Origin of the sequence: Micromonospora sediminimaris (assembly GCF_016863575.1) — a bacterium.
Classification (GTDB): domain Bacteria; phylum Actinomycetota; class Actinomycetes; order Mycobacteriales; family Micromonosporaceae; genus Micromonospora; species Micromonospora sediminimaris.
The window spans coordinates 92152-117435 of the sequence record NZ_BOPD01000009.1; the positions used below are offsets into that span (position 1 = coordinate 92152).

Below are 25284 nucleotides of genomic sequence, written 5' to 3' on the forward strand. Positions count from 1 at the left end.
GGCGCACCCGTCAGCGGCGGTGGATCTCCGCGACGGGGTGGTTCCGGCGGTTCCGCTCGGCCTCGGCGTCCTCGTGCGGGCCGATCTTGTCGTAGAGGCCGGTGCCGAGCAGGATCAGCCCGAAGAGCATCGAGACGATCACCGTCGACATGGAGAAGTTCAGGAAGTTGGCGTCGGTCTGGAGCACCGACATCATCAGGATGCTGGTGACCAGGAAGACGGCTCCGGCGGTGAGATTCATGTAGTGACCGAGGTTGGTTCGCCGGGACGCGCCGATGATGAGCACGATCCCGAAGGCGATGGAGGCCAGTGAGAAGGCCAGGTTGGTGCGCAGGCCCAGAGCCCAGTTGCCGTTCCGACCGAACAGCGGGTCGCCCCAGGTGAGCGCGGTCCCCCAGACACCGAAGATCAGGATGTAGAGCCCGACCAGACCGGACAGCGCCCGGTAGAACGGCCGCGCCGGATGGTTGACCGGAAAGTGCGGCATCGGTTCCTCCACGCAAAGCGGAACAATAACGACATTGTCCCGCAACCACGCGGTTCGCGTCCCTCAAACGCCAACTCCGGCCGCGAGGCTGGCTGAGGCGCAACCAGCCTCAAGATCCCCCGCCCCGGCCGGGCCCTCCGGACGGATGCGCAACCCCGACAGGTCTTCGCCGGAGCCCGACCCGCGCAGGGATCAAGCCTGACCGCCCGGAGTGGGTCGGGCTCCGGCGAAGACCCCAACCGGAACCAAAAAGCGATACCTCAGAGCACGAGCCGAGCCTTCTGCCACGCCTCGTGCTCCTCGTCGCTACCGACCTTGCCGTACATGCCGGCCATCAGCAGCACCAGGCTGAGCACCATCTGGACGATCACCGTGGCGACGCTGAGGTTGAAGATGTTGGCCTCGGTCCGGATGAAGGCGAGGCCCGCCAGGCTCACCACCATGATCAGGTACGCCGACCACTGGTTGACCAGCACGTCGAGGTTGCGCCCGATCGCGGTGCCGGCCAGCACGATCGCGCCGACCACGATGTTGAACAGGGAGAAGCCGAGGTTCGTGCCCTGCCCCAGGATCTGGGTGTCGCCCTGGCTGAAGAAGGGCTCGCCGGTGCTGGTCAGGAGCCCGATCACACCGAAGGCCACCAGGTACAGACCGATCAGCCCGCCGATCGCCCGGTAGATCGGCCGCGCGGGGTGGTTGACGGGGGTGTGGGCCATGTCTGTGTCTCCAACGCCGTTGGGTGAGGGTCGACGGCGATTCTCCCGCATCCGACCCTGTGACGCCGCACACGGGGTACCACGAACGCCACGTCGAAGCAGCGTCGGCGGCGAGTGGGACGGTCTAGCTCGCGGGGATCTCGTCGGCCAGAGCGAGCCAGGCCTGCTCGACCTCCTCCCGCTCACCGCGTACCTGGGTGAGCTGGGCGTCCAGCTCGGCCACCCGGGTGTAGTCGGTGGCGTTGGCGGCGAGCTGGTCCAGCAGGGCGGCCTCCTTCTGTTCCAACTTGCCGACCTGCCGTTCGAGACGGGCCAGTTCCTTGCGGGCCTGCCGGGCCTCGGCGGCACTCATCCCGCCGTCGACGGGTGCGGTGGTTGGTGCCGAAGCTGCCGGCGTACGCCCGAGCCCCGGCCGGTCGTTGGCGCGGGAGAGGTACTCGTCGACACCACCGGGCAGGTGCACCAGCCGGCCGTCGCCGAACATGCCGTACGCCGAGTCGGTGACCCGCTCGATGAGGTAGCGGTCGTGGCTGGCCACCACGATCGTCCCGGGCCAGGAGTCGAGCAGGTCCTCCAGCGCGGCGAGGGTGTCGGTGTCGAGGTCGTTCGTGGGTTCGTCGAACAGCAGCACGTTCGGTTCGCCGGCCAGCAGGCGCAGCATCTGGAGCCGACGCCGCTCGCCGCCGGAGAGGTCACCGACCGGAGTCCAGAGGCGCCGGTCGTCGAAGCCGAACACCTCGGCGAGCTGGGCGGCGGAGATCTCCCGATCGCCGAGGCGGACCCGCCGGGCGACCTCCTCGACTGCTTCGAGAACGCGCAGGTCGCTGGGCAGCTCGGCGAGTTCCTGGGAGAGGAACGCGGGCCGTACGGTGCTGCCGGTGGCCATTCGTCCGCTGTCGGGGCGGGTGACGCCGGCCAGCATCCGTAGCAGGGTGGTCTTGCCGGCGCCGTTGGCGCCGAGGATGGCGACCCGGTCGCCGGGGCCGACCTGCCAGGTGACGTCGTCGAGGATGGTCTTGGGGCCGGCGTGCAGCCGGACGTTTTCCAGGTCGTAGACCTGCTTGCCGAGCCGGGCGGTGGCCAGTCGTTGCAGCGACATGGTGTCGCGCGGCGGCGGCACGTCGGCGATGAGGGCGTTGGCCGCGTCAATGCGGAACTTCGGCTTCGAGGTGCGGGCCGGGGGGCCACGGCGCAGCCAGGCGATCTCCTTGCGGAGCAGGTTCTGCCGGCGCGCCTCGGTGGCGGCGGCGATTCGTTCCCGCTCGGCGCGGGCGAGGATCCAGGCGGCGTAGCCACCCTCGTAGGCCCGCACGGTCTGGTCGGCGACCTCCCACGTGGTGGTGCAGACGGCGTCGAGGAACCAGCGGTCGTGGGTGACCACGACCAGAGCGCCTTTGCGGCTGAGCAGGTGCCGGGCCAGCCAGTCGACGCCACTGACGTCGAGGTGGTTGGTGGGCTCGTCGAGGATGAGCAGGTCGGCGTCGCGGACCAGCAGGGCGGCGAGCGCCACCCGGCGGCGCTCACCACCGGACATCGGCCCGACCGGGGCGTCGAGACCCAGGTGCGGCATGCCGAGCCCGTCGAGGATGGCGCGTACGCCGGCGTCGCCGGCCCATTCGTGCTCCGCGCCCATGCTCTCGGCGAGCCACTCGGTGCCGAGCACGACGTCCCGGACGGTGGCCTCGGGGCTGAGGGTGAGGTTCTGTGGCAGCCAGGCGACGCGCAGGTCGCGGCGGTGGGTGACCCGGCCGTCATCGGGCTGCTCGGTACGGGTCAGCAGTCGTAGCAGGGTGGACTTGCCGGCGCCGTTGAGCCCGACGACGCCGATCCGGTCGGCGTCCTCCAGGCCGAGCGAGACCTCGGTGAGCAGCGGCCCGGCCGCGCCGTAGCCCTTGGACACCCGGTCCAGGTTGACGATGTTGGCCACGTACCCACCTTTCATGATCAAGGCGTCCCGGGTGCCGGGGGCACCTGGGGACGCCTGTCGTTCCAGGGTACGCGGGCGGGTCGCCGGTGCTGCGGGTCGGCTATCCCGCGTCGGGCAGGCCGATCAGGTCGGCCATCTGCCGGGTCTGGTGGTCGAAGTACTCCTCCCGGGCCTCGATCACGCCGTTGAGCTGGCCGAAGAGTTCGAAGCTGACAGCTCCGAAGCAGTGGATCCAGGCGGTGGCACCCCGGGCCAGGAGCGCTTCGGGCAGGCCGGGGAAGAGCCGGTCGCGGACGGTGGCGAGGTCGGATCGGACGGGACCGGGCAGCTCTCCCGGGTCGGGACGGGCCAACGCGCCGGTGGCGAGCCCGTCGGCGAGGATGCCGATCAGGACGGCCGGGGTCCGGGCCGCCGCGGCGGTGGTTTCCTGCGGGGCCGCGTACCCGGGCACCGGGCTGCCGAAGAGCAGGGCGTACTCGGCGGGGTTGGACAGCGCCCAGCGGCGGATCGCCTGGCAGACGGCGAGCCACCGGCCCCGCAGGTCGGCCCGGTCGGCCACCTCGGTGTCGGCGGCTTCGGCGGCGTCGCCGAGGGCGTGGTAGCCGTCGACGATCAGCGCGGTGAGCAGTTCGTCCCGGCTTGGGAAGTACCTGTAGATCGCCGAGGAGACCATTCCCATCTCCCGGGCGACTGCGCGCAGGGACAGGTTTGCCCCCTCCGCCGCGAGGTGTCGGCGGGCGATCGTCTTGATCTCGTTGATCATTTCGGCCCGGGCCCGGGCCCGGATGGCGGCGGCGGGCATGCCAGCGATTGTCGCACACATTCGAGAGCACTGCTCTTGACGACGGGCACCCAAGTGAGTGAGCATTGGTCTCAACAGAGAGCGCCGCTCTCATTCAGGGGGTTTGTCATGGCCACACATCTGATCGTCGGTGCCGGGATGGTCGGTTCGACCACCGCGCGACAGCTAGCCGAGCGCGGTGAGCAGGTGGTGATCGTCAGCCGCTCCGGGCGTGGACCGGCCCACCCACGGGTCGAGCGGATCGCCGCCGACGCGAGCGACGCCGACCGGCTGGGTGAACTCGCCGAGGGTGTGACCGCCATCTACAACTGCCTCAACCCGGCTTATCACCGGTGGCTCACCGACTGGCCGCCGATGGCTGCCGCGCTGCTCACCGCCGCCGAACGCTCCGGCGCACCGCTGGTGATCGCCGGCTGCATCTACGGCTACGGCGAGATCACCGGCCCGATGACCGAGGAGAACCCGCTCGCCGCCACCCACCCGAAGCTGAAGATGCGCGCCGACATCTGGCGTGCCGCCCTCGCCGCCCAGCGTGCCGGTCGGATCCGCGCCGTGACGGAGGTACGCGGCAGCGACTACCTCCAGGCGCAGTCGATCTTCAGCTTCTTCATCGGTAAGCCGCTGCTCGCCGGCCGTCGCACCTTCGTCCCTGCTCCGCTCGACGTGCCGCACACCTGGACGTCGATCAACGACATGGCGGCGATGCTGGTCACCGCCGCAACCGACGAGCGGGCCTGGAACCGGCCCTGGCATGTGCCGAGCGCGTCACCGCTGACGGTTCGGGAACTCGCCACCCGCTTCACCGAGGTGGCCGGCGCGCCCGCCCCGAAGCTCACCACAATTCCCGGCGCACTCTTCCGCGCCGGTGGGCTGCTCTCCCCGATGCTTCGTGAGTTCCAGACCACGGCGTACCAGTTCGCCCGACCGTTCGTCATGGGCTCCACCGCCGCCACCGCCACCTTCGGTCTTCGTCCGCAGCCGCTGGACGAGGCGCTACGCGAGACGGCTGCGCTGCTCGGCGGCGTCCCGGGCAGCGGGCACCGGCGGACGCAACCGAGCATCACCTGACCCGCCCCGGGTCGGTGGGTGCCGTCAGGTGATCCGGGCGCCGTGTACCGGGCCGTGGGCGACGCGCGCCTGCCGGCACACCCCGGCCGCCGCCAACTCGGCGGCGACGCGTTCCGCGTCGGCGGCGTCGGCGGTGAGGAACACGCAGGTGGGCCCCGAGCCGGAGACGATGCCGGCCAGCGCCCCGGCGGCCTCGCCGGCCTTCAGGGTGTTCGCCAGCGACGGCCGCATGGCCAGGGCGGCGTCCTGAAGGTCGTTGCCGAGGGTCGGGGCGAGCACCCGGGGGTCGCGCTGCCGCAGCGCGGCGAGCAGCCCGTCGGTGCTGCCCAGGGGCGGCCCGGCGGCGCCGGTCTCGCGGAGCCGGTCGAGTTCCCGGTACGCCTGTGGGGTGGACAGGCCGCCGTCGGCGATGGCGACCACCCAGTGCCAGGAGGTGGGCCGGGCCAGCACCGGACTCACCGCCTCGCCCCGGCCGGTGCCCAACGCGGTGCCGCCGTGGATCAGGAAGGGCACGTCCGAGCCGAGGTCGGCGGCGATGCTCGCCAACTCGTCACGGGCCAGGCCGGTGCCCCACAGCGCGTCGCAGGCGACCAGGGCGGCCGCCGCGTCGGCGCTGCCGCCGGCGAGCCCACCGGCCAGCGGGATCTGCTTGCGCAGGTGCAGCCGGGCGTGCGGCATCACCCCGGCGTACCCGGCGAGGGCGTGCGCCGCCCGGATGATCAGGTTGGAGTCGTCGAGGGCGAGTTCCCCGGTGCCCTCGCCCTCCATGGTGAGGGTCAACGTGTCGCCGCGCCGCGCGGTCAGCTCGTCGTAGATCGAGATCGCGTGGTACACGGTGTTCAGCTCGTGGTAGCCGTCCCGGCGCAGCGGACCGACCCCCAGGTGCAGGTTGACTTTGGCGGGCACCCGTACCCGAACCGGACCGGTCGCCCCGCGCGGCTCGTCGTCGTCCGGTCGCCAGGCCTCGGTCACGGGGCGATGTCCCGGACGGGCAGCCGCACGTCGAACGGCTTGGTCACGATCAGCTCCTCGGCGGAGTCGGCGACCAGCTCGTAGCGGCCGTCGACAAGGTCGTACGCGTTCACGTGCACGGGATTCAGCACGTCCTCGATGGTGTAGTTGGCCAGGCGTTGCCGAAGCGGGTCCGGGCCCCACATGCCGGACACGTCGGGATCGATCGGCTGGGCGGTCACTGGTACACCTCCTCGGCGGGCACGGGCTCAGCCTACTGGGCTGCCGGCGTACGGCTCGGGGCCGACGCGGCCACCGCGGCGAACTGCGCGACGGTGAGTGACTCACCGCGCGCGCCGGGGTCGACGCCGGCGGCGGTGAGCGCGGCGGCGGCCCGGTCGGCGCCGCCGGCCCAGCCGGCCAAGGCCGCGCGCAGGGTCTTGCGCCGCTGCGCGAAAGCGGCGTCCACCACCGCGAAGACCTGGTCGCGGGGTACATCGGCGCGGGGCGGCTCGCGGCGGGTGAAGGCGACCAGACCGGAGTCGACGTTTGGCACCGGCCAGAACACGTTCGGCGGCACCTTCCCGGCGGCCCGGGCGTGGGCGTACCACGCCAGCTTGACCGACGGTATGCCGTACACCTTGGAGCCGGGACCGGCGACGAGCCGGTCGGCGACCTCCTTCTGCACCATCACCAGTCCGTGCCGGAGGCTGGGCAACGCGGCGAGCAGGTGCAGCACCACTGGTACGGCGACGTTGTAGGGCAGGTTCGCCACCAGCGCGGTGGGTGCCGGGTCGGCCAGGTCGGCGGCGGTGATCCGCAGGGCGTCCGCGTGGTGCACGGTGAGTCGGTCGGCGGCCGGGCCGGCATGCCGGGCGGCGGTGCCGGTGAGCGCGGCGGCCAGCGTGGCGTCGATCTCGACGGCGTGCACGTGGGTGGCAGCGGGCAGCAGGGCGAGGGTGAGCGAACCCAGTCCGGGGCCCACCTCCAACGCCACGTCATCGGGAGCGAGACCGGCGGTGGCGACGATCCGGCGGACCGTGTTGGGGTCGTGCACGAAGTTCTGGCCGAGCTTCTTGGTGGGTGCGACGCCGAGCCGGGCGGCGAGGTCCCGGATCTCCGCCGGGCCGAGCAGGTCTGCGGCCATAACCCGACAGAGTACGGGTCAGCCGCCGACGCCGGCCGGGTGCCAGGGACCGAAGGCCCGTTCCCCGGTGGCCGAGATGGCGGCGCAGAGCTCGTCGAGGTCGGCGCCGGTGGCGGCGGCCAGCGCCCGGACGGTCAGCGGAATCAGGTAGGAGGCGTTGGGCCGACCTCGGTACGGGACGGGAGTGAGGTACGGCGCGTCGGTCTCCACCAGGATCTGATCCAGCGGGGTCAGCGCGGCGGCCTCCCGCAGCGCCCCGGCGCTGGCGAAGGTGACCGTACCGGCGAAGCTGAGCAGGTAGCCCCGGCGGACGCACTCGGCGGCGAACTCGGCGTCGCCGGAGAAGCAGTGCATCACCACCGTGTCCGGTGCGCCCTCGTCGTCGAGGATGCGCAGCACGTCGGCGTGCGCGTCCCGATCGTGAATCACAAGCGTCCGGCCGTACCGCTTGGCGATGGCGATGTGCGCCCGGAAGCTCTCCTCCTGCGCGGCGCGGCCCTCGTCGCCGGTTCGGTAGCGGTCCATTCCGGTCTCACCGACACCACGGACCCGCTCCTGACCGGCCAGTGCCTCGATCTCGCGCAGAGCACCGTCGAGGTCGGCCAGCCGGGGCGCCTCGTTGGGGTGCAGCGCGACCGTGGCCAGCACCACCGGGTAGCTGCCGGCCACCTCGGCGCCCCAGCGGGAGGAGGCGACGTCCACCCCGACCTGCACCAGCCGGTCCACCCCCACGGCGGCGGCGACGTCGATGGCGGCGGCGACCGGGTCGGCGGGATCGCCGCCACCGGGTACCCCGGCCTCGCTTACGGTGATGTCGAGGTGGGTGTGGCTGTCCAGCACCGGTCGGGGCAGCGGCTCGGGTACGGGTGGGAACTCTCCGGCGCGGCGGGCGGCACGCTGGCTACGGGACTCGGTCGATTCGCTCATCTCCTCGACAGGATCACACACCTGACGAGTCCATCCGGAGGCCACCCGGAGTTCACCTCGGCTACGCCCCGCGCACCTACCGTCGCGACGTGGACGCGCGAAGCGAGCTTTTCCGGGCCGGAGGTGCGGTGCCGGAGCGGACCGGTCTGCGGGTGGCGTTCGGCGGCGCGGTGTACCCGGCGGAGGAGATCGCCCGGGGCGCGGCGTACGAGTTGTTCAGCGCCGACGAGGTGGCCGGTTTCGAGTGGGCGCCCCGGGTGAACTCGGCGCTGCCGTGGCGACGGTTCGTGCACGTCACCGAGGTCGGCACCGTGTACGGGGCGACCGAACAGGCCGAGGACCCGGAGACTCCCCTGCTGGTGCCGCTGCACCGCGAGCGGGGCTGGGCGGAGGTGCACCGGCTCGCCCAGCAGCCGGCCGCCGCGGACGATCCGCTGATCACGGCGGTACGCGCCTCGGCCGGCGTACGGCGTGGCACCCGGATGATGAAGATCCTCTCCGCTCGGCAGCTCGCCGGATACGTACGCGGCTGGCTGCCGCACGGTTTCTGCTACCGGGAACACGACGTGGCGCACCTGCGCACCCCGATGACGACGAGTGTGCTGCGTACCGACGGCGAGGACAGCCGGGACGGTGCGGACGTGACGTACGCGTTGCGCTGGCGTGCGGCCGACCCGGGCGACTACGACGTGCCGGCGGGCGCGGCGTACCGCGGGCTGACGGCGTTGGGCGCCCGGGACCGGTTGGGTCCGGCGGTGCTGGGTACCGGCTTCACGCCGAGCAGTCACCACCTGCTCCCCGAGTTCGTCACCCGGGACTTCGCCGACCTGCCGATGCCCGCGAACGCCACCCTGCTGGCCTACCCGGCGGAGGGCCTGGAGGTGGTGCTCTACGCCTACCAGGCCGAGCAGCGGGGCTGGCTGCGGATGGTCGGGCCGCAGTGGCGACACCTGCTCGCCGCGGTGCCGGGTCTGTCCCCGGATCAGGAGTACGTGCCGACCGGGGAGGCGCCACGGTCGACCCGCCTGGTGGGCACGTACGCGGGCGGGGAGTACGAGGCGGTCGCCGACCTGCCCGGTGATTTCCGGGTGCTGGCGCTGACCCGGGCCGCCCGGTACCCGGTCGACGGGGTGAGCCGACGGTTGCGCCTGGCCGCCTGGCGCGGGGTGCCGTGTCTGGTGCTGCGGGAGGAGGCGGGCTGGCTGCGGTTGCGGTTGCGACGCCCGGATCCGGACGCGGTCGCCGTGACCGGCGCACAGTGCCACGAACGGGGCGTCTACGAGACGTGGGCCCCGGGCGGTGAGGTCACCGACGACCAGGTGGTGGACCACCCGTATCTCCTCTGACCTGGTCCTGTCGGGCGGGGTGGGGCAGGAATATCGGATGCCCGCCGGGGAAGCCTCGGTTTCCCACCCTGACAGGAGGACGAGATGCCCTTCATCACCGTCGGCACGGAGAACTCCGCGCCCATCGACCTGTACTACGAGGACCATGGGTCGGGTCAGCCGATCGTGCTGATCCACGGCTTCCCGTTCAACGGGGCGACCTGGGAGAAGGTCTCCGGACCGCTGCTCGACGCCGGCTACCGGGTGATCACCTACGACCGGCGCGGCTACGGCAACTCGGCGCAACCGGCGTTCGGGTACGACTACGACACCTTCGCCGCCGACCTCGACGTGCTGATGACCGAGCTGGACCTGCGCAACACGATCCTGGTCGGCCACTCGATGGGTACCGGCGAGGTGACCCGCTACCTGGGCGCGTACGGCTCGGATCGGGTGGACCGGGCGGTGCTGCTGGCGCCGCTGGCGCCGTATCTGCGGCAGGCGCCGGACAACCCCGAAGGTGTCGAGGCGAGCCTCTTCGAGGGGTTCAAGCAGGCGATCACGCAGGACCGCTTCGCCTACCTCACGCAGTTCTGCAACAACTTCTTCAACTACGACGAGAACAAGGGCAAATTGGTCAGCGAGGAGGCGTACCGGGCGCACTGGAACATCGGGGCGATGGCCTCCGCCAAGGCCACGCACGACAGCGTGGACGCCTGGGGCACCGACTTCCGGGCCGACGTGTCCCGGATCGACGTGCCGGTGCTGATCGTGCAGGGCGACAAGGACAACGTGCTGCCGTACCCGAAGACGGGCCAGCGGTTGCAGCCGATGCTCGCCGACAGCCGGTTGGTCACCCTCAAGGGCGCGCCGCACGGCACCCCGTGGACCAACGCCGACGAGGTGAACAAGGCGATCATGGAGTTCATCGGCTCCCCGGCCATGGCCCGCGCCTGATGCGGGCCGGGCCGACGTCCGGCGCACGCCGCGCCGGACGGGCGGCCGGACACGTCACGCCACGGGCGCGACCCCGAACGGGTCGCGCCCGTCGCGGACGGCCGGAGCGTCAGCCTTCGAGCCGGGCCAGCTCCTCCTCGACGATCGAGGGATCGAGCTTGCGGAAGACCGGCTTGGGCGCGGCGAGCGCCCGGCCCACCACGAGTGGCACGGACTCCCATCGCGCGCCCTGGGTGTAGTCCCCGGTCAGCACCGGGTACGCGGGCCCGGCGTCGAGGTCGGCGACCTCCTCGATCACCGGCATCGGCGCGTGCACCCCGGTGCCGCCGAGCAGCTCGTGGATCTTCTGCGCGGAGTGCGGCAGGAACGGGGTGAGCAGCGTGTTGGCGTCGCTGACCACCTGGAGGGCGACGTGCAGGATGGTGCCCATCCGGGGCTTGGCGGCCTCGTCCTTGAGCTTCCACGGCGCCTGCTCGGAGAGGTACTTGTTGGCCTCGGCGACCACCTTCATCGCTTCGCCGATGGCCTGCTTCTGCCGGTGCCGGGCGATCAGGTCGCCGACGGTGCCGAAGCCGGCGCGCGCCACGGCCAGCAGCGCCTCGTCGGCCTCGGTGAGCCCGTCCGGGCCGATCGGTGGGATCTCGCCGAAGTTCTTCGCCGCCATCGAGATGGACCGGTTGACCAGGTTGCCCCAGCCGGCGACCAGTTCGTCGTTGTTGCGGCGCAGGAACTCGGCCCAGGTGAAGTCGGTGTCGTTGTTCTCCGGCCCGGCGACCGCGATGAAGTAGCGCAACGCGTCGGCGTCGTAGCGCTGGAGAAAGTCGCGCACGTAGATGACCACCCGACGCGAGGAGGAGAACTTGCGTCCCTCCATGGTCAGGAACTCGCTGGAGACCACCTCGGTGGGCAGGTTGAGCCGTCCGAGCCGACCCGGCTCACCGTCGCGATCGCCCTCGCCCGAGTAGCCGGCGAGCAGCGCGGGCCAGATCACCGAGTGGAAGACGATGTTGTCCTTGCCCATGAAGTAGTAGGCCTGCGAGTCCTTCCCCTCCCCGTCGGTGGACCACCACTTCCGCCAGGCCTCGGGGTCGCCGGTGCGGCGGGCCCACTCGATGGAGGCGGACAGGTAGCCGATGACGGCGTCGAACCACACGTAGATCCGCTTGTCGGTGCGGTCCCGCCAGCCGTCGAGCGGGATCGGTACCCCCCACTCCAGGTCCCGGGTGATGGCCCGGGGGTGCAGGTCGTCCAGCAGGTTCTTGGAGAAACGCAGGACGTTCGGGCGCCAGCCCTCCCGGGTGTCCAGCCACTGCCGCAGCACGTCGGCCAGGGCGGGCAGGTCGAGGAAGAAGTGCTCGGTCTCGACGAACTCCGGCGTCTCCCCGTTGATCTTCGACCGTGGGTTGATCAGGTCGATCGGGTCGAGCTGGTTGCCGCAGTTGTCGCACTGGTCGCCTCGGGCGCTGTCGTAGCCGCAGATCGGGCAGGTGCCCTCGATGTACCGGTCGGGCAGGGTCCGCCCGGTGGACGGCGAGATGGCCCCCATGGTGGTCTTCGGCACGATGTACCCGTTGCGGTACATCCCCTCGAACAACTCCTGCACGACGGCGTAGTGGTTGCCGGTGGTGGTGCGGGTGAACAGGTCGTAGGAGAGGCCGAGGCCGTGCAGATCCTCGACGATCACCCGGTTGTACCGGTCGGCCAGTTCCCGTGGCTTCAGTCCTTCGGCGTCGGCCTGCACCTGGATCGGGGTGCCGTGCTCGTCGGTGCCGGAGACCATGAGCACGTCGTGGCCGGCCATCCGCATGTACCGGGCGAAGACGTCGGAGGGAACGCCGAAACCGGAGACGTGGCCGATGTGGCGCGGGCCGTTGGCGTACGGCCAGGCCACTGCCGCGAGAACGTGACTCATGGACAGAAAGCCTAGTGACCCCCGGAAGGTGACCGCGAACCAATAGGGGTCCCTGGTCGGCACGATGGGCCAACGCCCCTCGGCAAATAGTCCGAATTGTCATCGACACGCTGCCTGAGCTGCCCGATCAACCCCGCTCGCCGGTGTCAAATGAAACGCGTGACTGGCAGCCGAGCCGCCCGAGACCACTCCGACGGCCCTTTTTCCGACCCGGGGGTGGATTCCACCGCGTCGCCGCGTACCCAGACGGTGGCACCTCAGCCCCGCGCGGTGCCCTCGGCGGCACCGGAGCTTGAGACCGGCGCGGCCGGTCCGGAGCGGGCCGACCCCGCCACGGTCGAGTCACCCACCGGAGTCGAGGTGGAGCCGACGACCGGCGCGCCGGTGGACACGCTGCCGCGACGGGTTCCGGTCCGGCCGCCCGGACGTCGGGGCCGTCGGGGCCGATCACCTGACGACGGTACGCCGGACGAGGACACCTTCTGGGCACCGATCGAGCAGGTGCACTGGGACGGCACGCCGGTGCGGCAGGAGGAGCCCGGCGACGTCGAGCCGTGGTGGCGGCGGTTCTGGCCGGTGCACCGGCGTCGGGAACGCAGCAGTCACCCGCCGGATCCCCTGGCGGGGTTGTCCGCGTTGATCGGGTTGAGCCTCGCGGCGGCCTTCTTCGCCTGGGTCAGCGCCGGTCCGCTCTGGCTCGCCGTCGGGCACGCCACCTCCGGCACGGTGGTTGTCACCAGGTGCACCGGCGACGGCCTGACCCAGCGGTGCCGAGGCATCTTCACGGCGGTGGAGGAGGAGTTCCGGATCCACGGCGTACGGGTCAGCGGGGTGTCCCGGGACCGCGCGGTGCCCGGCTCGGCCCTACCCGCCCGGGTGACCGGCCCGGACGGTCACGTCGCGTACGCCGACGGTGGGGTGGGTGCTCACCTGCGCTGGCTGCTCGGCGTGCTCGGGGTGCTCGGCTGCGCGGTGGGCATCGCCCGCTGGACCGGTGCGACCCGGCTACCCGATCCGACCGAGCGGCGTTGGGCGATCGCCGCCTCGCTGGGCGGCCCGCTGCTGACCGCCCTCGGTTTCCTGATCGCCGCCTGGTAGCACCCGCCCTCACTTGTGCACCAGCGCGTAGACGTCGCGCCGGCGCAACCCGTACTCGGCCGCCACGTCCGTGATCGCGTCCCGGCGGCTCCGGCCCGCCGCCTCCCGCTCGGCCACCGCGGCGCGCAACGCGTCGTCGTCGGGGCGGACGCCGGGCACGGCGGGCGCCCCGGCCACCACGAGAGTGATCTCGCCACGCGGGTCGCCGTCGGCGGCCCACCGGGCCAACTCGCCGAGCGGACGACGTAGCACCTCCTCGTACGTCTTGGTCAGTTCGCGGCAGACAGCGGCGGGCCGGTCGGCGCCGAACGTGTCGGCCAGGTCGGTCAGTGCGGCGGCGATCCGGTGCGGCGCTTCGAAGAGAACCAACGTCCGTTCCTCGGCGGCCAGGGCCCGCAGCCGGGCGCGCCGGGCACCGGGGGCACGCGGCAGGAACCCTTCGAAGCAGAACCGGTCGCTGGGCAGCCCGGACAGCGCCAGGGCGGTGGTGACGGCGCTGGGACCGGGCGCGGCGGTTACCGGCACCCCGGCGTCCAGGGCGGCGCGGACCAACCGGTAGCCGGGGTCGGAGACGCTTGGCATGCCGCCGTCGGTGACCAGCGCTACCACGTATCCCTCGGTGAGCACCTCGACCAGTTCCGGGGTGCGCCGCTCCTCGTTGCCCTCGAAGTACGAGACGATCCGGCCGGGGATGGTCACATCGAGGTCGCGGGCGAGCCGGTTCAGCCGGCGGGTGTCCTCGGCGGCGACCACGTCCACGGCGGCGAGAGTGTCCCGCAGCCGGGTGGAGGCGTCGGCGGGGTTGCCGAGCGGCGCGCCGAGCAGAATCAGGCGACCGGTTTCGGACATTCCACCCACAGCAGCGCGCTCCTTCATCGATGGGCGTACCGGATATGGGGACGACAGGCACCACCGACCCCCTTGGCAGCCTACGATCGCCGGGTGACGAGTGCGTCGACAGCACAGAGCGCGAGTTCCGACCAGCCCTCGGAGCCGGGAGCCACCACAGCCACCGCCCCCGGCCCGGCGGGGGGTGGCGTACCGGCGATGATCCGCCGCCGGCTGGCCACCGTCGAGGCCGGGCTGGACGACCGTTCGTGGCTGGCCACGGCGGTTGTCGTGGTCATCGCGGCGGTTCTCCGGTTCGCGAACCTCAGCCATCCGCCCGGCAAGATCTTCGACGAGGTCTACTACGCCCGGGACGGCTGGGGGCTGATCGACAAGGGCGTGGAGTGGAACTACACGAACAACGCCCCGTCGTACGTGGTCCACCCGCCGCTGGGCAAGTGGTTGATCGGCTTCGGTGAGTGGGCCTTCGGCTACAGCGACGCCGAGCACGGCATCTCGGTGCCCGGCCACCTGTTCACCACCGCGCCGGAGTTCGGCTGGCGCTTCTCGGCGGCGCTGCTGGGCACCCTGTCGGTGCTGCTGCTGGTCCGTATCGGCCGCCGGATGTTCCGCTCCACTGTGCTGGGCTGCGCCGCCGGCCTGCTGCTCGCGGTCGACGGATTCCACCTGGTGCTCTCCCGCACCGCGCTGCTCGACATCTTTCTGCTCTTCTTCATCCTGGCCGCCTTCGGCGCGCTGGTGCTGGATCGGGACGCGACTCGCCGCCGATGGGCCCGGGCGCTGGAGTCCGGGCTGGATCCGGCCGCCCGGGGGCGGGCCGGTCGCCCGCCCGGCGGCTGGCGGAACTGGCCCTGGTGGCGGCTGGCGACCGGGGTGCTGCTCGGTTGTGCCTTCGCGGTCAAGTGGAGCGCGCTGTTCTTCGTACCCGTCTTCGCCCTGCTGATGTTCCTCTGGGACGTCGGTGCCCGACGCTCAGCCGGGGTACCCCGGCCGTGGCGGGACACCCTGCTCGACGGCGTGCCGTGGATGGTGCTCGCCGGTCTGCTGATGGCGGTGACCTACGTCGGGACGTGGTCCGGTTGGTTGTTCAGCCAGGAGGGCTACTACCGGCTCGCCGAGCGGTACCCGGACGCCGGGCTCAGCGATGCGCCCGTCGTCGGCCCGCTGTGGAACCTGATCCAGTACCACCAGGCGGCGCTGGGCTTCCACAGCCAGCTCGACGATCCGCACAAGTACCAGTCGTGGCCGTGGCAGTGGCTGCTGCTGGGTCGGCCGGTGGCGTTCCACTGGACCGGCGAGGGCCCCTGTGGCGCGGCGAGCTGCGCCGAGGAGGTCCTGCTGCTGGGTACCCCGCTGCTGTGGTGGTCGTTCCTGCCAGCGCTGGTGGCGCTGGTCTGGCTCGGCCTGGCCCGGCGGGACTGGCGGGCCGGAGCGATCCTGCTCGCCGTGGCGGCGGGGCTGCTGCCCTGGTTCTGGTTCGCCCTCGACGGCCGGACGATGTTCTCCTTCTACGCCGCGCCCACGCTGCCGTTCCTGGTGCTCGCCGTGGTCTACGTGCTGGGCGCCATCGCCTCGCCGGCCGGGCCGAGTGGCACCCTGGCCGTGACCGGTGCTGACGAGGAGGCCAGCCGGGACCGCCGGCTGGTCGGCGGGGTGATCGCCGGTGCGTACGTGGCGCTTGTCGTCCTCTGCTTCGCGTACTTCTATCCGATCTTCGTGGGCTTGGTGCTGCCGTACGAGGACTGGTCCGCGCGGATGTGGTTGGACGGCCGCTGGATCTGACCCGAAGGAGGGCCCGTACGCCTCGGCGTACGGGCCCTCCTTCGGAAATAGGACGCGCCCCGATCGCCTGCCACGGGGGAAGCGGGCGATTGGGGCGCGCACCAGCAGCTTAACCACCCGCGACCGAGGGCACAACGGGGCGGCGTGGGTCAGATTTCCGACGAATGCTGAATGCGACAAGAAGTTGCGGCCACTGTTGCCACAGCGTGACTCGTCGCGGACTCTGCGCCGCCCGGAGCCACCGTCCGGCGGATGGCTGAACCGTTACGTCCAGCCACGCAGCTTCCCATGGCATAGCCCGACATCGAAGCCGGGTCCGGTCTGGACGATCGTCCGGACGAGCGAGTCAGTGTCGCCTCGGGCGCCGCGGCAACCAGCCGAAGAACCTGTCCTGCAACGACGTCGACCCGGCGAGATGCAGGTCCTCGGCGGCGGCGGCGAGACAGGCCCCCAGGTAGACACTGAGCATCGGTCGATCCACGCCGTACTCGGTCAGCAACTGCTCCCGTTTCCGGGCGCAGGGCCACTCGGCGCCACAGGTGCCACACGTCCATTCGGGGGTCACCGGGGCGTGCTCGCCCACCCGCCCGGGCGACGCGGCTCCGCCCGCCTCCGCCACGGTGACACCCGAGCGATCCGTAACACCCGTCATCGCGCTCCTCTCCGCCTCCACCGGTGACGGCGGGCCTGCCGCCCACCGCCGCTTCGAACGTGCCCGTGCTCAATTACAGCGTCCGGGAACGCTGCGGCGTTACGCCGTTGCGGTACGTTGACCAACCATGGCCGCCGCGACCCGCCCCAGGAACTGCATCAACCGTAGGTATCCATCGTCGCCGGTCGCTGGTACCGGCAACACTTGTCGAAAGCACTACCCCGGAGCCGCAGGTGCGTGATCTGCTCCCGCCCGCCGTCGCGGTGGCCGTGGCGGGTCCGGACGACTGGTCCGGACGGTTGCACGCGGCCGAGGCGGCCTGTCTCGGGGACCGCGCGGTGGAGAGCCGCCGCCGCGACTTCACCGCTGGCCGGATGTGCGCCCGCCGCGCCATGGCCGCACTCGGTCTGCCACCGGCCGCCGTACCGGCTGCCGCCGACCGCTCACCCGTGTGGCCGGCCGGGCTGGTCGGCACCATCACGCACACCCGGGGCTACTGCGCCGCGGCCGTCGCCCGCAGCGACGAGATCCGGGCAGTCGGCATGGATGCCGAGCAACACCGCGAGCTCAGTGCGGGGGTACGCCGACTGATCTGCCTGCCCGAGGAGGACGAGCAGGTCGCACAACTACCACCGGGCATCCACTGGCCGGCGGTGATCTTCAGTGCGAAGGAAACCGTCTACAAGGTGTGGCACCCGGTCGTCGGCAACTGGCTCGACTTCCACGACGCCCTGGTACGTCTCGATCCCGACGCCGGGACGTTCACCGCGCGAATCTCCCCCGCGCGGGTCGCCGAGGCTCCGGTCGACCACCCGCCCACGCTGATCAGCGGCCGTTTCGCTGTCGACACCGACCTCGTACGCACGGCCGCCACGCTCACCCCCCGGTAGCGAACGGCACGGCGGCACCGCTCGCACCGCGACCGGCGACCGGCGACCGGCGACCGGCTGATCTGTCCTGAGTGGACTTGTCTACACTCCGCTCGGTGATCAACAAGAGATGGTCGTCAGCCGCCCTCCTGGGGCTGCTGACGGCGACGACGCTGGCCGGCCCGGTGCCGGCACTCGCCGACGACCGAGCGGAACCGCCAAGCGAGCCACCCCGGGTCCAGCTCGTCCTGGATGTGAGTGGTTCGATGCGGGCCACCGACATCGACGGACGGAGCCGGATCTCGGTGGCCCAGCAGGCGTTCGGCGAGGTGGTGGACGCCCTACCCGACGAGACCCAGCTGGGCATCCGGGTGCTGGGCGCCACCTATCAGGGCAAGAACAAGCAGCAGGGCTGCCTGGACACCCAGCAGATCGTGCCGGTCGGCCCGGTCGACCGGACGCAGGCCAAGGCCGCCGTGGCGACCCTGCGCCCGACCGGCTTCACTCCGGTCGGGCTCGCCCTGCGCGAAGCCGCCAAGGATCTCGGTGCCGGCACCACCGCACGCCGGATCGTGCTGATCACCGACGGCGAGGACACCTGCGCCCCACCGGATCCCTGCCAGGTGGCCCGGGAACTGGCCGCCAAGGGCACCACGCTGGTGGTGGACACCCTCGGTCTCGCACCGGACGAGAAGGTGCGCCGGCAGTTGCTCTGCATCGCCGCCGCGACCGGCGGTACCTACACGGCCGCGCAGAGCGCCGAGGATCTGACCGACCGGCTGAAGCAACTGGTGGACCGGGCCCGCGACACGTACGCCACCACCCCGGCGAAGGTCGACGGGACGAACGCCTGCCCGGGTGCGCCCCTGCTCTCGCCCGGCGTCTACACCGACCGGGAGAGCTTCTCCGAGCATCGCTGGTACCGGGTGCCGGTACGGCCGGGACAGGAGCTGAGGGCCTCGGTCAGCATCGCGCTCGACCGCCCCGTCAACCCCGATCACGGCGTGCTGCTGCGGGCCACCACGGCGGACGGCCGGGAACTGGTCCGCGGGGTGGACGCCGGCAGCGGACGTACCGACGTGGTCTCCACCGGCCTGCGTTGGTCGGCCGGGGACGACGTCGAGCGGCCCGAGGCCAGCGACCCGACGCCGGAAGCCAGCGCGTCCTCGGCCGTCACCACCGTCTGCCTGGTGGTCAGCAACATGTTCTCACCCCGAGCGGATACCGCCGCGGACCCGGGCATGCCCGTCGAGTTGACCATCGACGTGGTCGCCGCATCGTCCGCTCCGGACGGGCCGGACCTGGGCCGCGGCTGGGTGCTGCTGCTCCTGCTGACCCTGGCCGGCCTGCTCACCGGGCTCGTCACCGGCCTGCTCACCCGTTGGTGGGTAGCCACCTGGAGGAACTGACAGATGCGTATCCGTTGGGCAACCGCCGCCGCCCTGATCGCCGCCGGTGTCGCCCTGACCCCCGGCACGGCGCTCGCCGCGCCCACCCCCACCCCTTCCCCCGGTGCCGTCACCGTCACCAGGGCCGGCACCTCGTACCTCACCGCCACCCCGGTCGCCGCCGGCCAACCCGTCCGGGTCGCCGCCTCGACGGGTGAACACCTCTACTGGTCGTTCCCAGCCGCCGCGGGTGAGGTCCACGAGATCACCGCGGCGGTCACCCTCGCGCAGAACCGCAACGGCCGATCCACCTGGACCGTGGAGGTCTTCGACGGGCTGCGCCGCCGGCAGGCGTGCACGGCCGGCGCGCAGACGCCGACCGCCGACGCCGCGGCGCGTACCGTCGGCATCAGCTGCACGATGCGGCGGGTGCGTCCCTGGGCCGAACCATGGTCCGGCGACCCGCTGCCCGGCACCTACTACGTGCGACTGGCCGTGGTCGACGTGCCCGAGCCCGACCTCGGCCTGCCGATCGACGTGGACCTGCTGGTCTCGACCACCGACGACGCCGGCAGCTCCGCCGACGACGGCAGACTGGAGGCGGCACTGGTGCCACCGACAAACGCCGGCACCGTTCTGGACGCCGAACCGACGGTCGCACCGGAGGGCGACGGGGACGACGGCTGGGACCTGAGCCTCACCGGCTGGCTGCCCGAGGCCGGCTCCCGCTGGATCTGGACCACCGGCGGCGGAATGCTGGCCGCGGTCGCGGGCGTGGTCGGATTCGCCCTCACTCGGCGTCCCGCCACCAGATGAGCCCCGCCGGCAGGTCGTGCTGAGGTGCCCACCCGACCTGCCGGCGGTCCCCGCGCATGCGGCCGTTGGCGGCAGCCGATCAGCGCCACCGGGTGCCCGGGCGGCGGGAGCGCCCGGGCACCGGTCGGTGTCAGAGCCGGGCGAGGATCTTCCTCATGGTGTCGATCTCGGCCTGCTGCGTGGTGACGATCCGCTGCGCCAACGCTCTGGCGTCCGGGTTGACACCCTGGGCTGTCTCCTCCTCGGCCATCGTGACGGCCCCCTCGTGATGATCGATCATCATGGTGAGGAACTGTCGATCGAACTCGGTGCCGGAGGCTGCCGCGAGGCGGGTCATGTCGGCCTCGGACATCATGCCCGGCATCTCGTGGTCCATCTCGGGCATGCCGTGGCCGTCGCCGTTGGCCATCGGCATCGGCGCCCCCCAGGACGTGAGCCAGGCCCGCAGTTGGGCTATCTCGGGCGCCTGAGCGTCCTTGATCTGCGTGGCGAGCTGCTTCACCTCCGGGTCGGACGCGCGGGTGGTGGCCAGGTCGGACATTTCGACCGCCTGCTCGTGGTGCGGAATCATCATCTGCGCGAACATCACGTCGGCCGCGTTGCTGGTGGCGGATTCGCCGCTGATCGCGCTGGCGGACGGGTTACCCGGCATGTCGTGGCCAGCGCCGGCCGGATGGTCGGAGCCGCAGCCGGCAAGAACGATCGCCACGCTGAGGCTCACGCCGGCCCAGACGGCACGGCGTGTACGGGTGCGATTCATGGTTGACAGGGCCTTTCGGAGTCGGTGGACAGAAGCGGGTCGGCGCGGCCACCCACCAGGGGTGACCGCTGGTCGCTCCTATATCCGCAGTACCGACACAGCGGCCGTGGTCAGGCCGATCAGGCGAAAGGCGGGCGGGGCACGGCCGCCCAGGGCTCGGGTGAGCCGACGATCCCGTGGCAGCACGCTCCGCGTTCGCCGGAGGAGGCGGACAGCGAGCGCGACGGCGAGCGCGAAGCCGGCGACGAGCGCCACGCAGACCGCCCAGCCTGAGGGGTGACCGTGCCCCGGCTCCTCGATGGGGTGAGCGGCCGGTGCCACGCACTGCTCGGTGTGGCAGCCATCGACGTGACTTGGCAAGGTCGGTGCGGCATGGCTGCCGTGGCCGGGCGCGCCGAGGGCGGGATCGTGGCCCAGGCTGTGCATCACGGCCAGCCCGAACAGGGTGCACGCCAGCAGCACGAACCGGAGCCATCGCCCGTTGGTTGCCGCCTCGCCGCGCACTCGATCACGATATCGCGCGGCAAACCACCAGCACCGCTTTCCCGGCGGCTACCCGGCCGGTCTGATCTGGCGGGTGATCGACACGTCCGTGATCTCGGCGTCCCTGGCCAGCAGCATCGCCTTGCTGAGGATGACCGCGAGCAGGCCGTCCCCCTCGAACGGCAGGAACTGCTGCTCCCCGGTCCGGCCCGCGCCCCGGTCCGGCACGATGCAGAGGTACTCGTCGTTCGGGCTCATCAGGATGTTGCCCGACCCCAGGTGGATCCGGTACGTGCGCAGGTCACCGTCGACCACCAGGAAGCGGCCGTCGATGCGGGCCCGCCGGCCCACCGCCAGTCGGGGCAGCAGCCGGGCCAGCAACTCGCGCCGGGTCTCGGCGGTGGCGGACAACTCCCCGAAGCTGTACGACGACCAGTAGTCCCGGAAACGGCCCTGCGGGCCGCCGTCCGACCAGGTCGGGTCGTTGCCGACACTGGCCACCCCGACGAAGAGATCGACGTCTCGCATGATCTCGCTGAACACCAGTGGCGGAATCCGGTCGAGCGGCAGCGGGTCCCCGGGTCGCGCGTCCGTCCACCGCTGCGCCGAGTAGCCGCCGCCGGAGGCATGCGACCAGTTCTGCGCGGCGGCGATCGGATAGAAGCGCACCTGGTCGGTGACGAGCCGCAGGTACGACCCGCTGTCGGTGGTGTCGGCCGTCCAGTCGTCGCCGATCCCCTCCACCCAGTACTCGGCCCGCAGCCCCCACCCGGGCAACTCCCGCGAGGTCGGCGGGTAGGAGTCGTCGACCATCAACCGCAGCCGGTCCGTCCAGCCCCGGACCGCGGCCAGGGCGTGGAACTGGTGCTGACGCAGGATGTGCCCGGCGAACCGGTTCGAGTACGTGCCGGCGGTCTCCTCGGCCGGCGTCAGCAGGTAGACCTCCCGATGTGCCTGCTTGAACGGCTGGACGATCCGGTGCCGTTCCAACCACTCCCGCCAACCGACCACCTCCGGCACCGGCCGACCGATCGGGTGCCAGATCCGCACCTCGGCGTCGTCGCCAGCGGACACCGGAGTGTCGTCCACGGTGCGCAGCGCACTGTCAGCCCAACCGCAGGGCACTCCGTCGACCTGCCAGAGCAACCGACGGGCCAGTGCGCCGACCAACGGATGATCGAGGTAGCGCTGCCGCCATACGGCCAGCGTCCAGCTGCGCTGGGCCAGGAAGAGCCGGTCCAGCCGGGCCACCTGGGCGGTCAGCATGCCGGTGATCTCCTTGGCCAGGCCCTTCAGGTCGGCCAACTCCGCCGCGTGGTCCCGGCGTACCGCCGCCGGTGGGCTCTTCACCTGCCGGCCGGCCTCCGTGTGCCAGACCAGAGCGACGCTTGTGGACGCGATCGACAGTTCGGCCCGGCAACCGCCCAGGAGCACCTCGTGCCGCCCCACCCCGGTCAGGCCGTAGTCCGGAACGGCCAGTTCCTCGATCTCGTCCCGGCTGATGCCGAGGGCTGCGGCACGAGCGTCGAGCGCCTTGTCGATCTCCTTGCGGGTGCCCTTGTAGGTGACCCGGGCCGAGAGCCGGGCGAGCTGCGCCAGCGCTGGCTCGCCGTCGAGCCGGCCGAGCACCCCGACCGCCGCGTTTGCCACCTTCGGGCAGGCCGGCCCGACGCCGGGCAGGCGACGCAGCATCGCCTCGACCAGACCGCCGACGCGGCGTACCTGTTCCGGTGTCGGTCCGGTCCGCTCGACCAGCCAGAGCAGGCCGCGCAGCAGGTCGGCGTTGACCGAGGTCGGCTGTTGGTGCGGGGCGCGGGCGGCGGTGGCCAGCCACCGGTCGAAGAGCTGCCCGGCCGCCCTCAGGTCGACCTCGGCGAGCAGTCGGGTCGCCTCGGCCGACCAGCCGGCCGACGGACGGGGCGTGGTGGCGGTGCTGGCGTGGGCGACCAGCTGCCGCCACGAGGTGTCGAGGGTGGGTAGCTCGCTGAGAATCTGCCGGGCCCAGGGATCGTCCGGGTCGAGACGTGGCCCGGCCACCTCGGCGATGAACTGCCGCAGCCGCTGGCTCTCGTCGGAGCGGTCGACGAGCACCTCCATCAGGTCGGCGGAGATCGGGCCGGTGGCGGCCAGGCCCCGGGCCACCGTCTCCAGCGCGGTCGGTGACAACGCGTACGGCTCCTCGACGGCGAACGCGGCGAGCTCCTGAAGTTGCCCCGGCGCCAGCTCGGTGGGCAGCCGGCGGGCCAGCTGCCCGATCAGGTCGCGCGGCGGCCAGAAGTGCTTACCGTCCTGCCGCAGGCGGGCGGCCATGGCCAGCACGAGAGGCGCCACGTCCGCCCGGGACAGCGTGCGCAGCGCGGCGCGTACCTCGGGGTTGTCGCGGCAGAGTCGGGCATGCGCGTGCAGGTGCCCCGCCAGTTTGTCCAGGTCGTTCGCGGCAACCAGCTCGCGGGCCCGGTCGGCGTACCAGACGGGTTCGGTGGTGGTGGTCATCAGCCGCCCACCAGCGGGACGAGCTTGAGGAAGGTGACCTCGGTGTCGCGACGCAGATCGACCTCGTCGTCCAGTTCCTCGACCTGCCGGTCGCCGACCAGCACCACGAAACCGTTGCCGCGGAACGCCTGCTCGGCGAGGGCGATCTGCCGCTGCGGGTCGACGCGGCGTCGAGGCTGCTCGCCCCGGTCGCCGTTGAGGGCCCGTTCGGTCGAGGTTGGCTGCACCAGCAGCCGGCGCGGCTCCGGACTGGCCGCGTTGTGCTCGGCCACCTCCTGGTGGATCCGCCGGCGGATCAGCTCACGAAGCGTCAACCGCTCCTCGAAGATCTGCAAGGCCCACGCGGGAGTCCGAGCACCCGCGGTGCTCTCGTCCACAAAGGTCACCGTCGCCATGTCGCGAGAGTTTAGGTACGCCCTCCGACAGGAAGGCTCCGGCACGGGCCGCGACTGGCTACTCCAGGGCGAAGGTGGCCGACGCGCGTCCGGCCGCGTCCGGTACCGCCTCCAGGTAGAGCAGGCCGTCGCGGTGACGGACGTACTGGCCGGGGAAGTTCACCGACTCCAGGGACAGCTTCGTGGCGTCGGCGAGTCCGGCCCTCCGGGTGAAGGTGGCGTCCTGACGGAAGAGATTTGAGCCGTCGTTGCGTTCCACCCAGATCTGGTGGTTCCGGTGCCGTAGGAAGTAGCCGGGATAGTTGGTCGACTCCAGCGAGATCGCCGTGGAGTTCGACAGTCCGGCGACGATCCGGAACTGCGAGTCGGCCAGGTTTGTCACGTTCGGCTCCAGCCGGACCCGGAACTCCCAGTGCCGCAGGTAACGATCGGGCAGGTCGTGGGCGCGCAGCCGGACCGGGCTCAGTCCGTCCGGCACCGGCACTCCGAAGTTCGGGGTGCCGTCGGCGTTCCAGTAGACCCGCTGGATCCGGGTCCGCCGGTTCGGGTCATTGAGCGGATCGTAGCCGTTGCCGAGGTACCGCTCGTAGTTGCGGGAGTGGTAGACGATCACGTCGCTGCCGTCCTCGGCGACGGTGAACGAGTTGTGCCCCGGACCGTACTGGCCGGTCCGGCTGTCGCTGGCCAGCACCGGTGTGGCCCGTTTGGTCCAGGACGCCGGGTTCAGCAGGTCGCTGTTCGCGGAGGCGGTGAGCAGCCCGACGGCGTAGCTGGCGTCGGTGGCGCTCGCCGAGTAGGTCATGAAGACCCGGCCGTTGCGGATCAGCACCGCCGGTCCCTCGTTCACCCGGTACCCCCGGGTTTCCCAGGCGTACGTCGGGGTGGCGATCAGAGTCGGGGTGCCCGTGTACGTCCAGGGGTTGACGGCTCGGGCGAGGTAAATGTTCGAGTTGTTGCCGGCGTACTCCGCCCAGGCCAGGTAGCGCTGACCGTGGTGCACGAAGGTGGTGGCATCGAGGGAGAAGCTGCTGCGCGCCGGCTGGAGTTGGCCACGCTCTGTCCACGGGCCGTCGAGCGGGTTCGCGGCGCTGCTCTCCAACACGTACGGCCGGATGGCCCAGATGTCGTCGGTGCGGCCGGCGGCGAAGTAGACGTACCACCGGCCGTCGATGAAGTGGATCTCCGGTGCCCAGATGTGCGCGCCCATTTCGCCGCTGGCGTGCCGACGCCAGATCACCCGCTCGGTCGCGGTGGCGAGCCCCTGAAGGGTGGTGGCGCGGCGCAGCACGATCCGGTCGTACTCAGGCACCGTGGCGGTGAAGTAGTAGTAGCCGTCGGTGTGCCGGTAGATGTGCGGATCGGCACGCTGCTCGGCCAACGGGTTGGTGAATGTGACGGCGGCGGCCCGCGCCGGAACGGCCGGCCCCGCCAAGGAGCTGATCGCCGCCATCACCAGGGCGGCGGTCACCGCTAACCAGCT

Annotated in this window: 24 protein-coding genes; 8 read left to right on the plus strand and 16 right to left on the minus strand. The window is 71.5% G+C overall.

What is annotated here, in order from left to right:
- Positions 1-10: 10 nt before the first annotated feature.
- The 4 genes from Vse01_RS07490 to Vse01_RS07505 form a co-directional block, all read right to left on the minus strand.
- Positions 11-487, minus strand: a complete 477-nt coding sequence (locus Vse01_RS07490) for a DUF4383 domain-containing protein (RefSeq protein WP_093408571.1) — start codon at positions 485-487, stop codon at positions 11-13.
- A gap of 260 nt (positions 488-747) precedes the next feature.
- Positions 748-1203 carry a DUF4383 domain-containing protein gene (locus Vse01_RS07495; protein ID WP_093408227.1) on the minus strand — a complete coding sequence of 152 codons (456 nt, stop codon included), beginning with the start codon at positions 1201-1203 and terminating at the stop codon, positions 748-750.
- 124 nt (positions 1204-1327) lie between these two features.
- Complete coding sequence (locus Vse01_RS07500; protein WP_093408230.1) at positions 1328-3130, minus strand: ABC-F family ATP-binding cassette domain-containing protein; 1803 nt, start codon at positions 3128-3130, stop codon at positions 1328-1330.
- A gap of 100 nt (positions 3131-3230) precedes the next feature.
- Positions 3231-3932, minus strand: coding sequence for a TetR/AcrR family transcriptional regulator (locus Vse01_RS07505; protein ID WP_093408232.1), 702 nt, complete (start codon positions 3930-3932; stop codon positions 3231-3233).
- Positions 3933-4040: 108 nt separating this feature from the next.
- Between Vse01_RS07505 and Vse01_RS07510 the strand changes: the two genes are divergently transcribed.
- Positions 4041-5000, plus strand: coding sequence for an NAD-dependent epimerase/dehydratase family protein (locus tag Vse01_RS07510; protein WP_093408235.1), 960 nt, complete (start codon positions 4041-4043; stop codon positions 4998-5000).
- Between the two features lie 24 nt (positions 5001-5024).
- Here the strand turns inward: Vse01_RS07510 and Vse01_RS07515 are convergent, their stop codons facing one another.
- The 4 genes from Vse01_RS07515 to Vse01_RS07530 are packed head-to-tail and all read right to left on the minus strand — an operon-like array spanning position 5025 to position 8025.
- Entirely contained in the window at positions 5025-5972 is a 948-nt protein-coding gene (locus tag Vse01_RS07515) for a 4-(cytidine 5'-diphospho)-2-C-methyl-D-erythritol kinase (protein WP_093408237.1), read from the minus strand.
- Complete coding sequence (locus Vse01_RS29270; RefSeq protein ID WP_093408240.1) at positions 5969-6193, minus strand: hypothetical protein; 225 nt, start codon at positions 6191-6193, stop codon at positions 5969-5971. The genes Vse01_RS07515 and Vse01_RS29270 overlap by 4 nt, the downstream gene beginning before the upstream one ends.
- Positions 6194-6225: 32 nt before the next feature.
- Positions 6226-7098 carry a 16S rRNA (adenine(1518)-N(6)/adenine(1519)-N(6))-dimethyltransferase RsmA gene (rsmA, locus tag Vse01_RS07525; protein WP_093408243.1) on the minus strand — a complete coding sequence of 291 codons (873 nt, stop codon included), beginning with the start codon at positions 7096-7098 and terminating at the stop codon, positions 6226-6228.
- An 18-nt stretch (positions 7099-7116) separates the two neighbouring features.
- A complete protein-coding gene (locus Vse01_RS07530) occupies positions 7117-8025 on the minus strand; it encodes a TatD family hydrolase (protein WP_093408246.1) in 909 nt (302 codons plus the stop codon).
- A gap of 89 nt (positions 8026-8114) precedes the next feature.
- Between Vse01_RS07530 and Vse01_RS07535 the strand changes: the two genes are divergently transcribed.
- Both Vse01_RS07535 and Vse01_RS07540 read left to right on the plus strand, forming a co-directional pair.
- On the plus strand, positions 8115-9371 hold the full coding sequence (locus Vse01_RS07535; RefSeq protein ID WP_093408249.1) for a hypothetical protein: 1257 nt from the start codon (positions 8115-8117) through the stop codon (positions 9369-9371).
- An 84-nt stretch (positions 9372-9455) separates the two neighbouring features.
- The gene (locus tag Vse01_RS07540; RefSeq protein ID WP_093408251.1) at positions 9456-10307 is read left to right on the plus strand and encodes an alpha/beta fold hydrolase; all 852 of its coding nucleotides are present in this window, start codon (positions 9456-9458) and stop codon (positions 10305-10307) included.
- A gap of 109 nt (positions 10308-10416) precedes the next feature.
- Here the strand turns inward: Vse01_RS07540 and metG are convergent, their stop codons facing one another.
- Positions 10417-12219 carry a methionine--tRNA ligase gene (gene metG / locus Vse01_RS07545; protein ID WP_093408253.1) on the minus strand — a complete coding sequence of 601 codons (1803 nt, stop codon included), beginning with the start codon at positions 12217-12219 and terminating at the stop codon, positions 10417-10419.
- Between the two features lie 159 nt (positions 12220-12378).
- On the opposite strand from metG, the gene Vse01_RS07550 reads away from it, so the two are divergent.
- Complete coding sequence (locus Vse01_RS07550; protein WP_373870654.1) at positions 12379-13317, plus strand: hypothetical protein; 939 nt, start codon at positions 12379-12381, stop codon at positions 13315-13317.
- 9 nt (positions 13318-13326) lie between these two features.
- On the opposite strand, the gene rsmI is transcribed toward Vse01_RS07550, so the two are convergent.
- Entirely contained in the window at positions 13327-14193 is an 867-nt protein-coding gene (gene rsmI, locus Vse01_RS07555; RefSeq protein ID WP_373870655.1) for a 16S rRNA (cytidine(1402)-2'-O)-methyltransferase, read from the minus strand.
- A 66-nt stretch (positions 14194-14259) separates the two neighbouring features.
- On the opposite strand from rsmI, the gene Vse01_RS07560 reads away from it, so the two are divergent.
- Positions 14260-15948 carry a dolichyl-phosphate-mannose--protein mannosyltransferase gene (locus tag Vse01_RS07560; RefSeq protein WP_093408257.1) on the plus strand — a complete coding sequence of 563 codons (1689 nt, stop codon included), beginning with the start codon at positions 14260-14262 and terminating at the stop codon, positions 15946-15948.
- 346 nt (positions 15949-16294) lie between these two features.
- On the opposite strand, the gene Vse01_RS07565 is transcribed toward Vse01_RS07560, so the two are convergent.
- Positions 16295-16600 carry a hypothetical protein gene (locus Vse01_RS07565; protein ID WP_232511366.1) on the minus strand — a complete coding sequence of 102 codons (306 nt, stop codon included), beginning with the start codon at positions 16598-16600 and terminating at the stop codon, positions 16295-16297.
- Between the two features lie 233 nt (positions 16601-16833).
- Here Vse01_RS07565 and Vse01_RS07570 point away from each other — a divergent pair, with 233 nt between their 5' ends.
- The 3 genes from Vse01_RS07570 to Vse01_RS07580 all read left to right on the plus strand — a co-directional run bounded on the left by Vse01_RS07570 (position 16834) and on the right by Vse01_RS07580 (position 19673).
- Positions 16834-17490 carry a 4'-phosphopantetheinyl transferase family protein gene (locus tag Vse01_RS07570; RefSeq protein WP_093408260.1) on the plus strand — a complete coding sequence of 219 codons (657 nt, stop codon included), beginning with the start codon at positions 16834-16836 and terminating at the stop codon, positions 17488-17490.
- Between the two features lie 95 nt (positions 17491-17585).
- Entirely contained in the window at positions 17586-18878 is a 1293-nt protein-coding gene (locus Vse01_RS07575; RefSeq protein WP_093408262.1) for a vWA domain-containing protein, read from the plus strand.
- A 3-nt stretch (positions 18879-18881) separates the two neighbouring features.
- Positions 18882-19673, plus strand: a complete 792-nt coding sequence (locus Vse01_RS07580; protein WP_093408265.1) for a peptidase — start codon at positions 18882-18884, stop codon at positions 19671-19673.
- Between the two features lie 130 nt (positions 19674-19803).
- Here Vse01_RS07580 and Vse01_RS07585 read toward each other — a convergent pair whose 3' ends face one another.
- The 5 genes from Vse01_RS07585 to Vse01_RS07605 all read right to left on the minus strand — a co-directional run bounded on the left by Vse01_RS07585 (position 19804) and on the right by Vse01_RS07605 (position 25272).
- Positions 19804-20433 carry a DUF305 domain-containing protein gene (locus tag Vse01_RS07585; RefSeq protein ID WP_093408267.1) on the minus strand — a complete coding sequence of 210 codons (630 nt, stop codon included), beginning with the start codon at positions 20431-20433 and terminating at the stop codon, positions 19804-19806.
- Positions 20434-20511: 78 nt separating this feature from the next.
- Positions 20512-20937, minus strand: coding sequence for a DUF6153 family protein (locus Vse01_RS07590; RefSeq protein ID WP_093408270.1), 426 nt, complete (start codon positions 20935-20937; stop codon positions 20512-20514).
- 48 nt (positions 20938-20985) lie between these two features.
- Entirely contained in the window at positions 20986-23409 is a 2424-nt protein-coding gene (locus Vse01_RS07595; RefSeq protein WP_093408273.1) for a DUF4132 domain-containing protein, read from the minus strand.
- Positions 23409-23804 carry a hypothetical protein gene (locus tag Vse01_RS07600; RefSeq protein WP_170863545.1) on the minus strand — a complete coding sequence of 132 codons (396 nt, stop codon included), beginning with the start codon at positions 23802-23804 and terminating at the stop codon, positions 23409-23411. Before Vse01_RS07600 ends, Vse01_RS07595 begins: the two co-directional genes overlap by 1 nt.
- A gap of 58 nt (positions 23805-23862) precedes the next feature.
- A complete protein-coding gene (locus tag Vse01_RS07605) occupies positions 23863-25272 on the minus strand; it encodes a family 43 glycosylhydrolase (protein WP_093408275.1) in 1410 nt (469 codons plus the stop codon).
- Positions 25273-25284 lie beyond the last annotated feature (12 nt).

Coding starts and splice junctions, on each gene's coding strand:
- Vse01_RS07490 (WP_093408571.1), bottom strand. CDS start 487: ATGCCGCACTTTCCGGTCAACCATCCGGCGCGGCCGTTCTACCGGGCG.
- Vse01_RS07495 (WP_093408227.1), bottom strand. CDS start 1,203: ATGGCCCACACCCCCGTCAACCACCCCGCGCGGCCGATCTACCGGGCG.
- Vse01_RS07505 (WP_093408232.1), bottom strand. CDS start 3,932: ATGCCCGCCGCCGCCATCCGGGCCCGGGCCCGGGCCGAAATGATCAAC.
- Vse01_RS07510 (WP_093408235.1), top strand. CDS start 4,041: ATGGCCACACATCTGATCGTCGGTGCCGGGATGGTCGGTTCGACCACC.
- rsmA (WP_093408243.1), bottom strand. CDS start 7,098: ATGGCCGCAGACCTGCTCGGCCCGGCGGAGATCCGGGACCTCGCCGCC.
- Vse01_RS07530 (WP_093408246.1), bottom strand. CDS start 8,025: ATGAGCGAATCGACCGAGTCCCGTAGCCAGCGTGCCGCCCGCCGCGCC.
- Vse01_RS07540 (WP_093408251.1), top strand. CDS start 9,456: ATGCCCTTCATCACCGTCGGCACGGAGAACTCCGCGCCCATCGACCTG.
- metG (WP_093408253.1), bottom strand. CDS start 12,219: ATGAGTCACGTTCTCGCGGCAGTGGCCTGGCCGTACGCCAACGGCCCG.
- rsmI (WP_373870655.1), bottom strand. CDS start 14,193: ATGAAGGAGCGCGCTGCTGTGGGTGGAATGTCCGAAACCGGTCGCCTG.
- Vse01_RS07565 (WP_232511366.1), bottom strand. CDS start 16,600: ATGACGGGTGTTACGGATCGCTCGGGTGTCACCGTGGCGGAGGCGGGC.
- Vse01_RS07580 (WP_093408265.1), top strand. CDS start 18,882: ATGCGTATCCGTTGGGCAACCGCCGCCGCCCTGATCGCCGCCGGTGTC.
- Vse01_RS07585 (WP_093408267.1), bottom strand. CDS start 20,433: ATGAATCGCACCCGTACACGCCGTGCCGTCTGGGCCGGCGTGAGCCTC.
- Vse01_RS07595 (WP_093408273.1), bottom strand. CDS start 23,409: ATGACCACCACCACCGAACCCGTCTGGTACGCCGACCGGGCCCGCGAG.
- Vse01_RS07600 (WP_170863545.1), bottom strand. CDS start 23,804: ATGGCGACGGTGACCTTTGTGGACGAGAGCACCGCGGGTGCTCGGACT.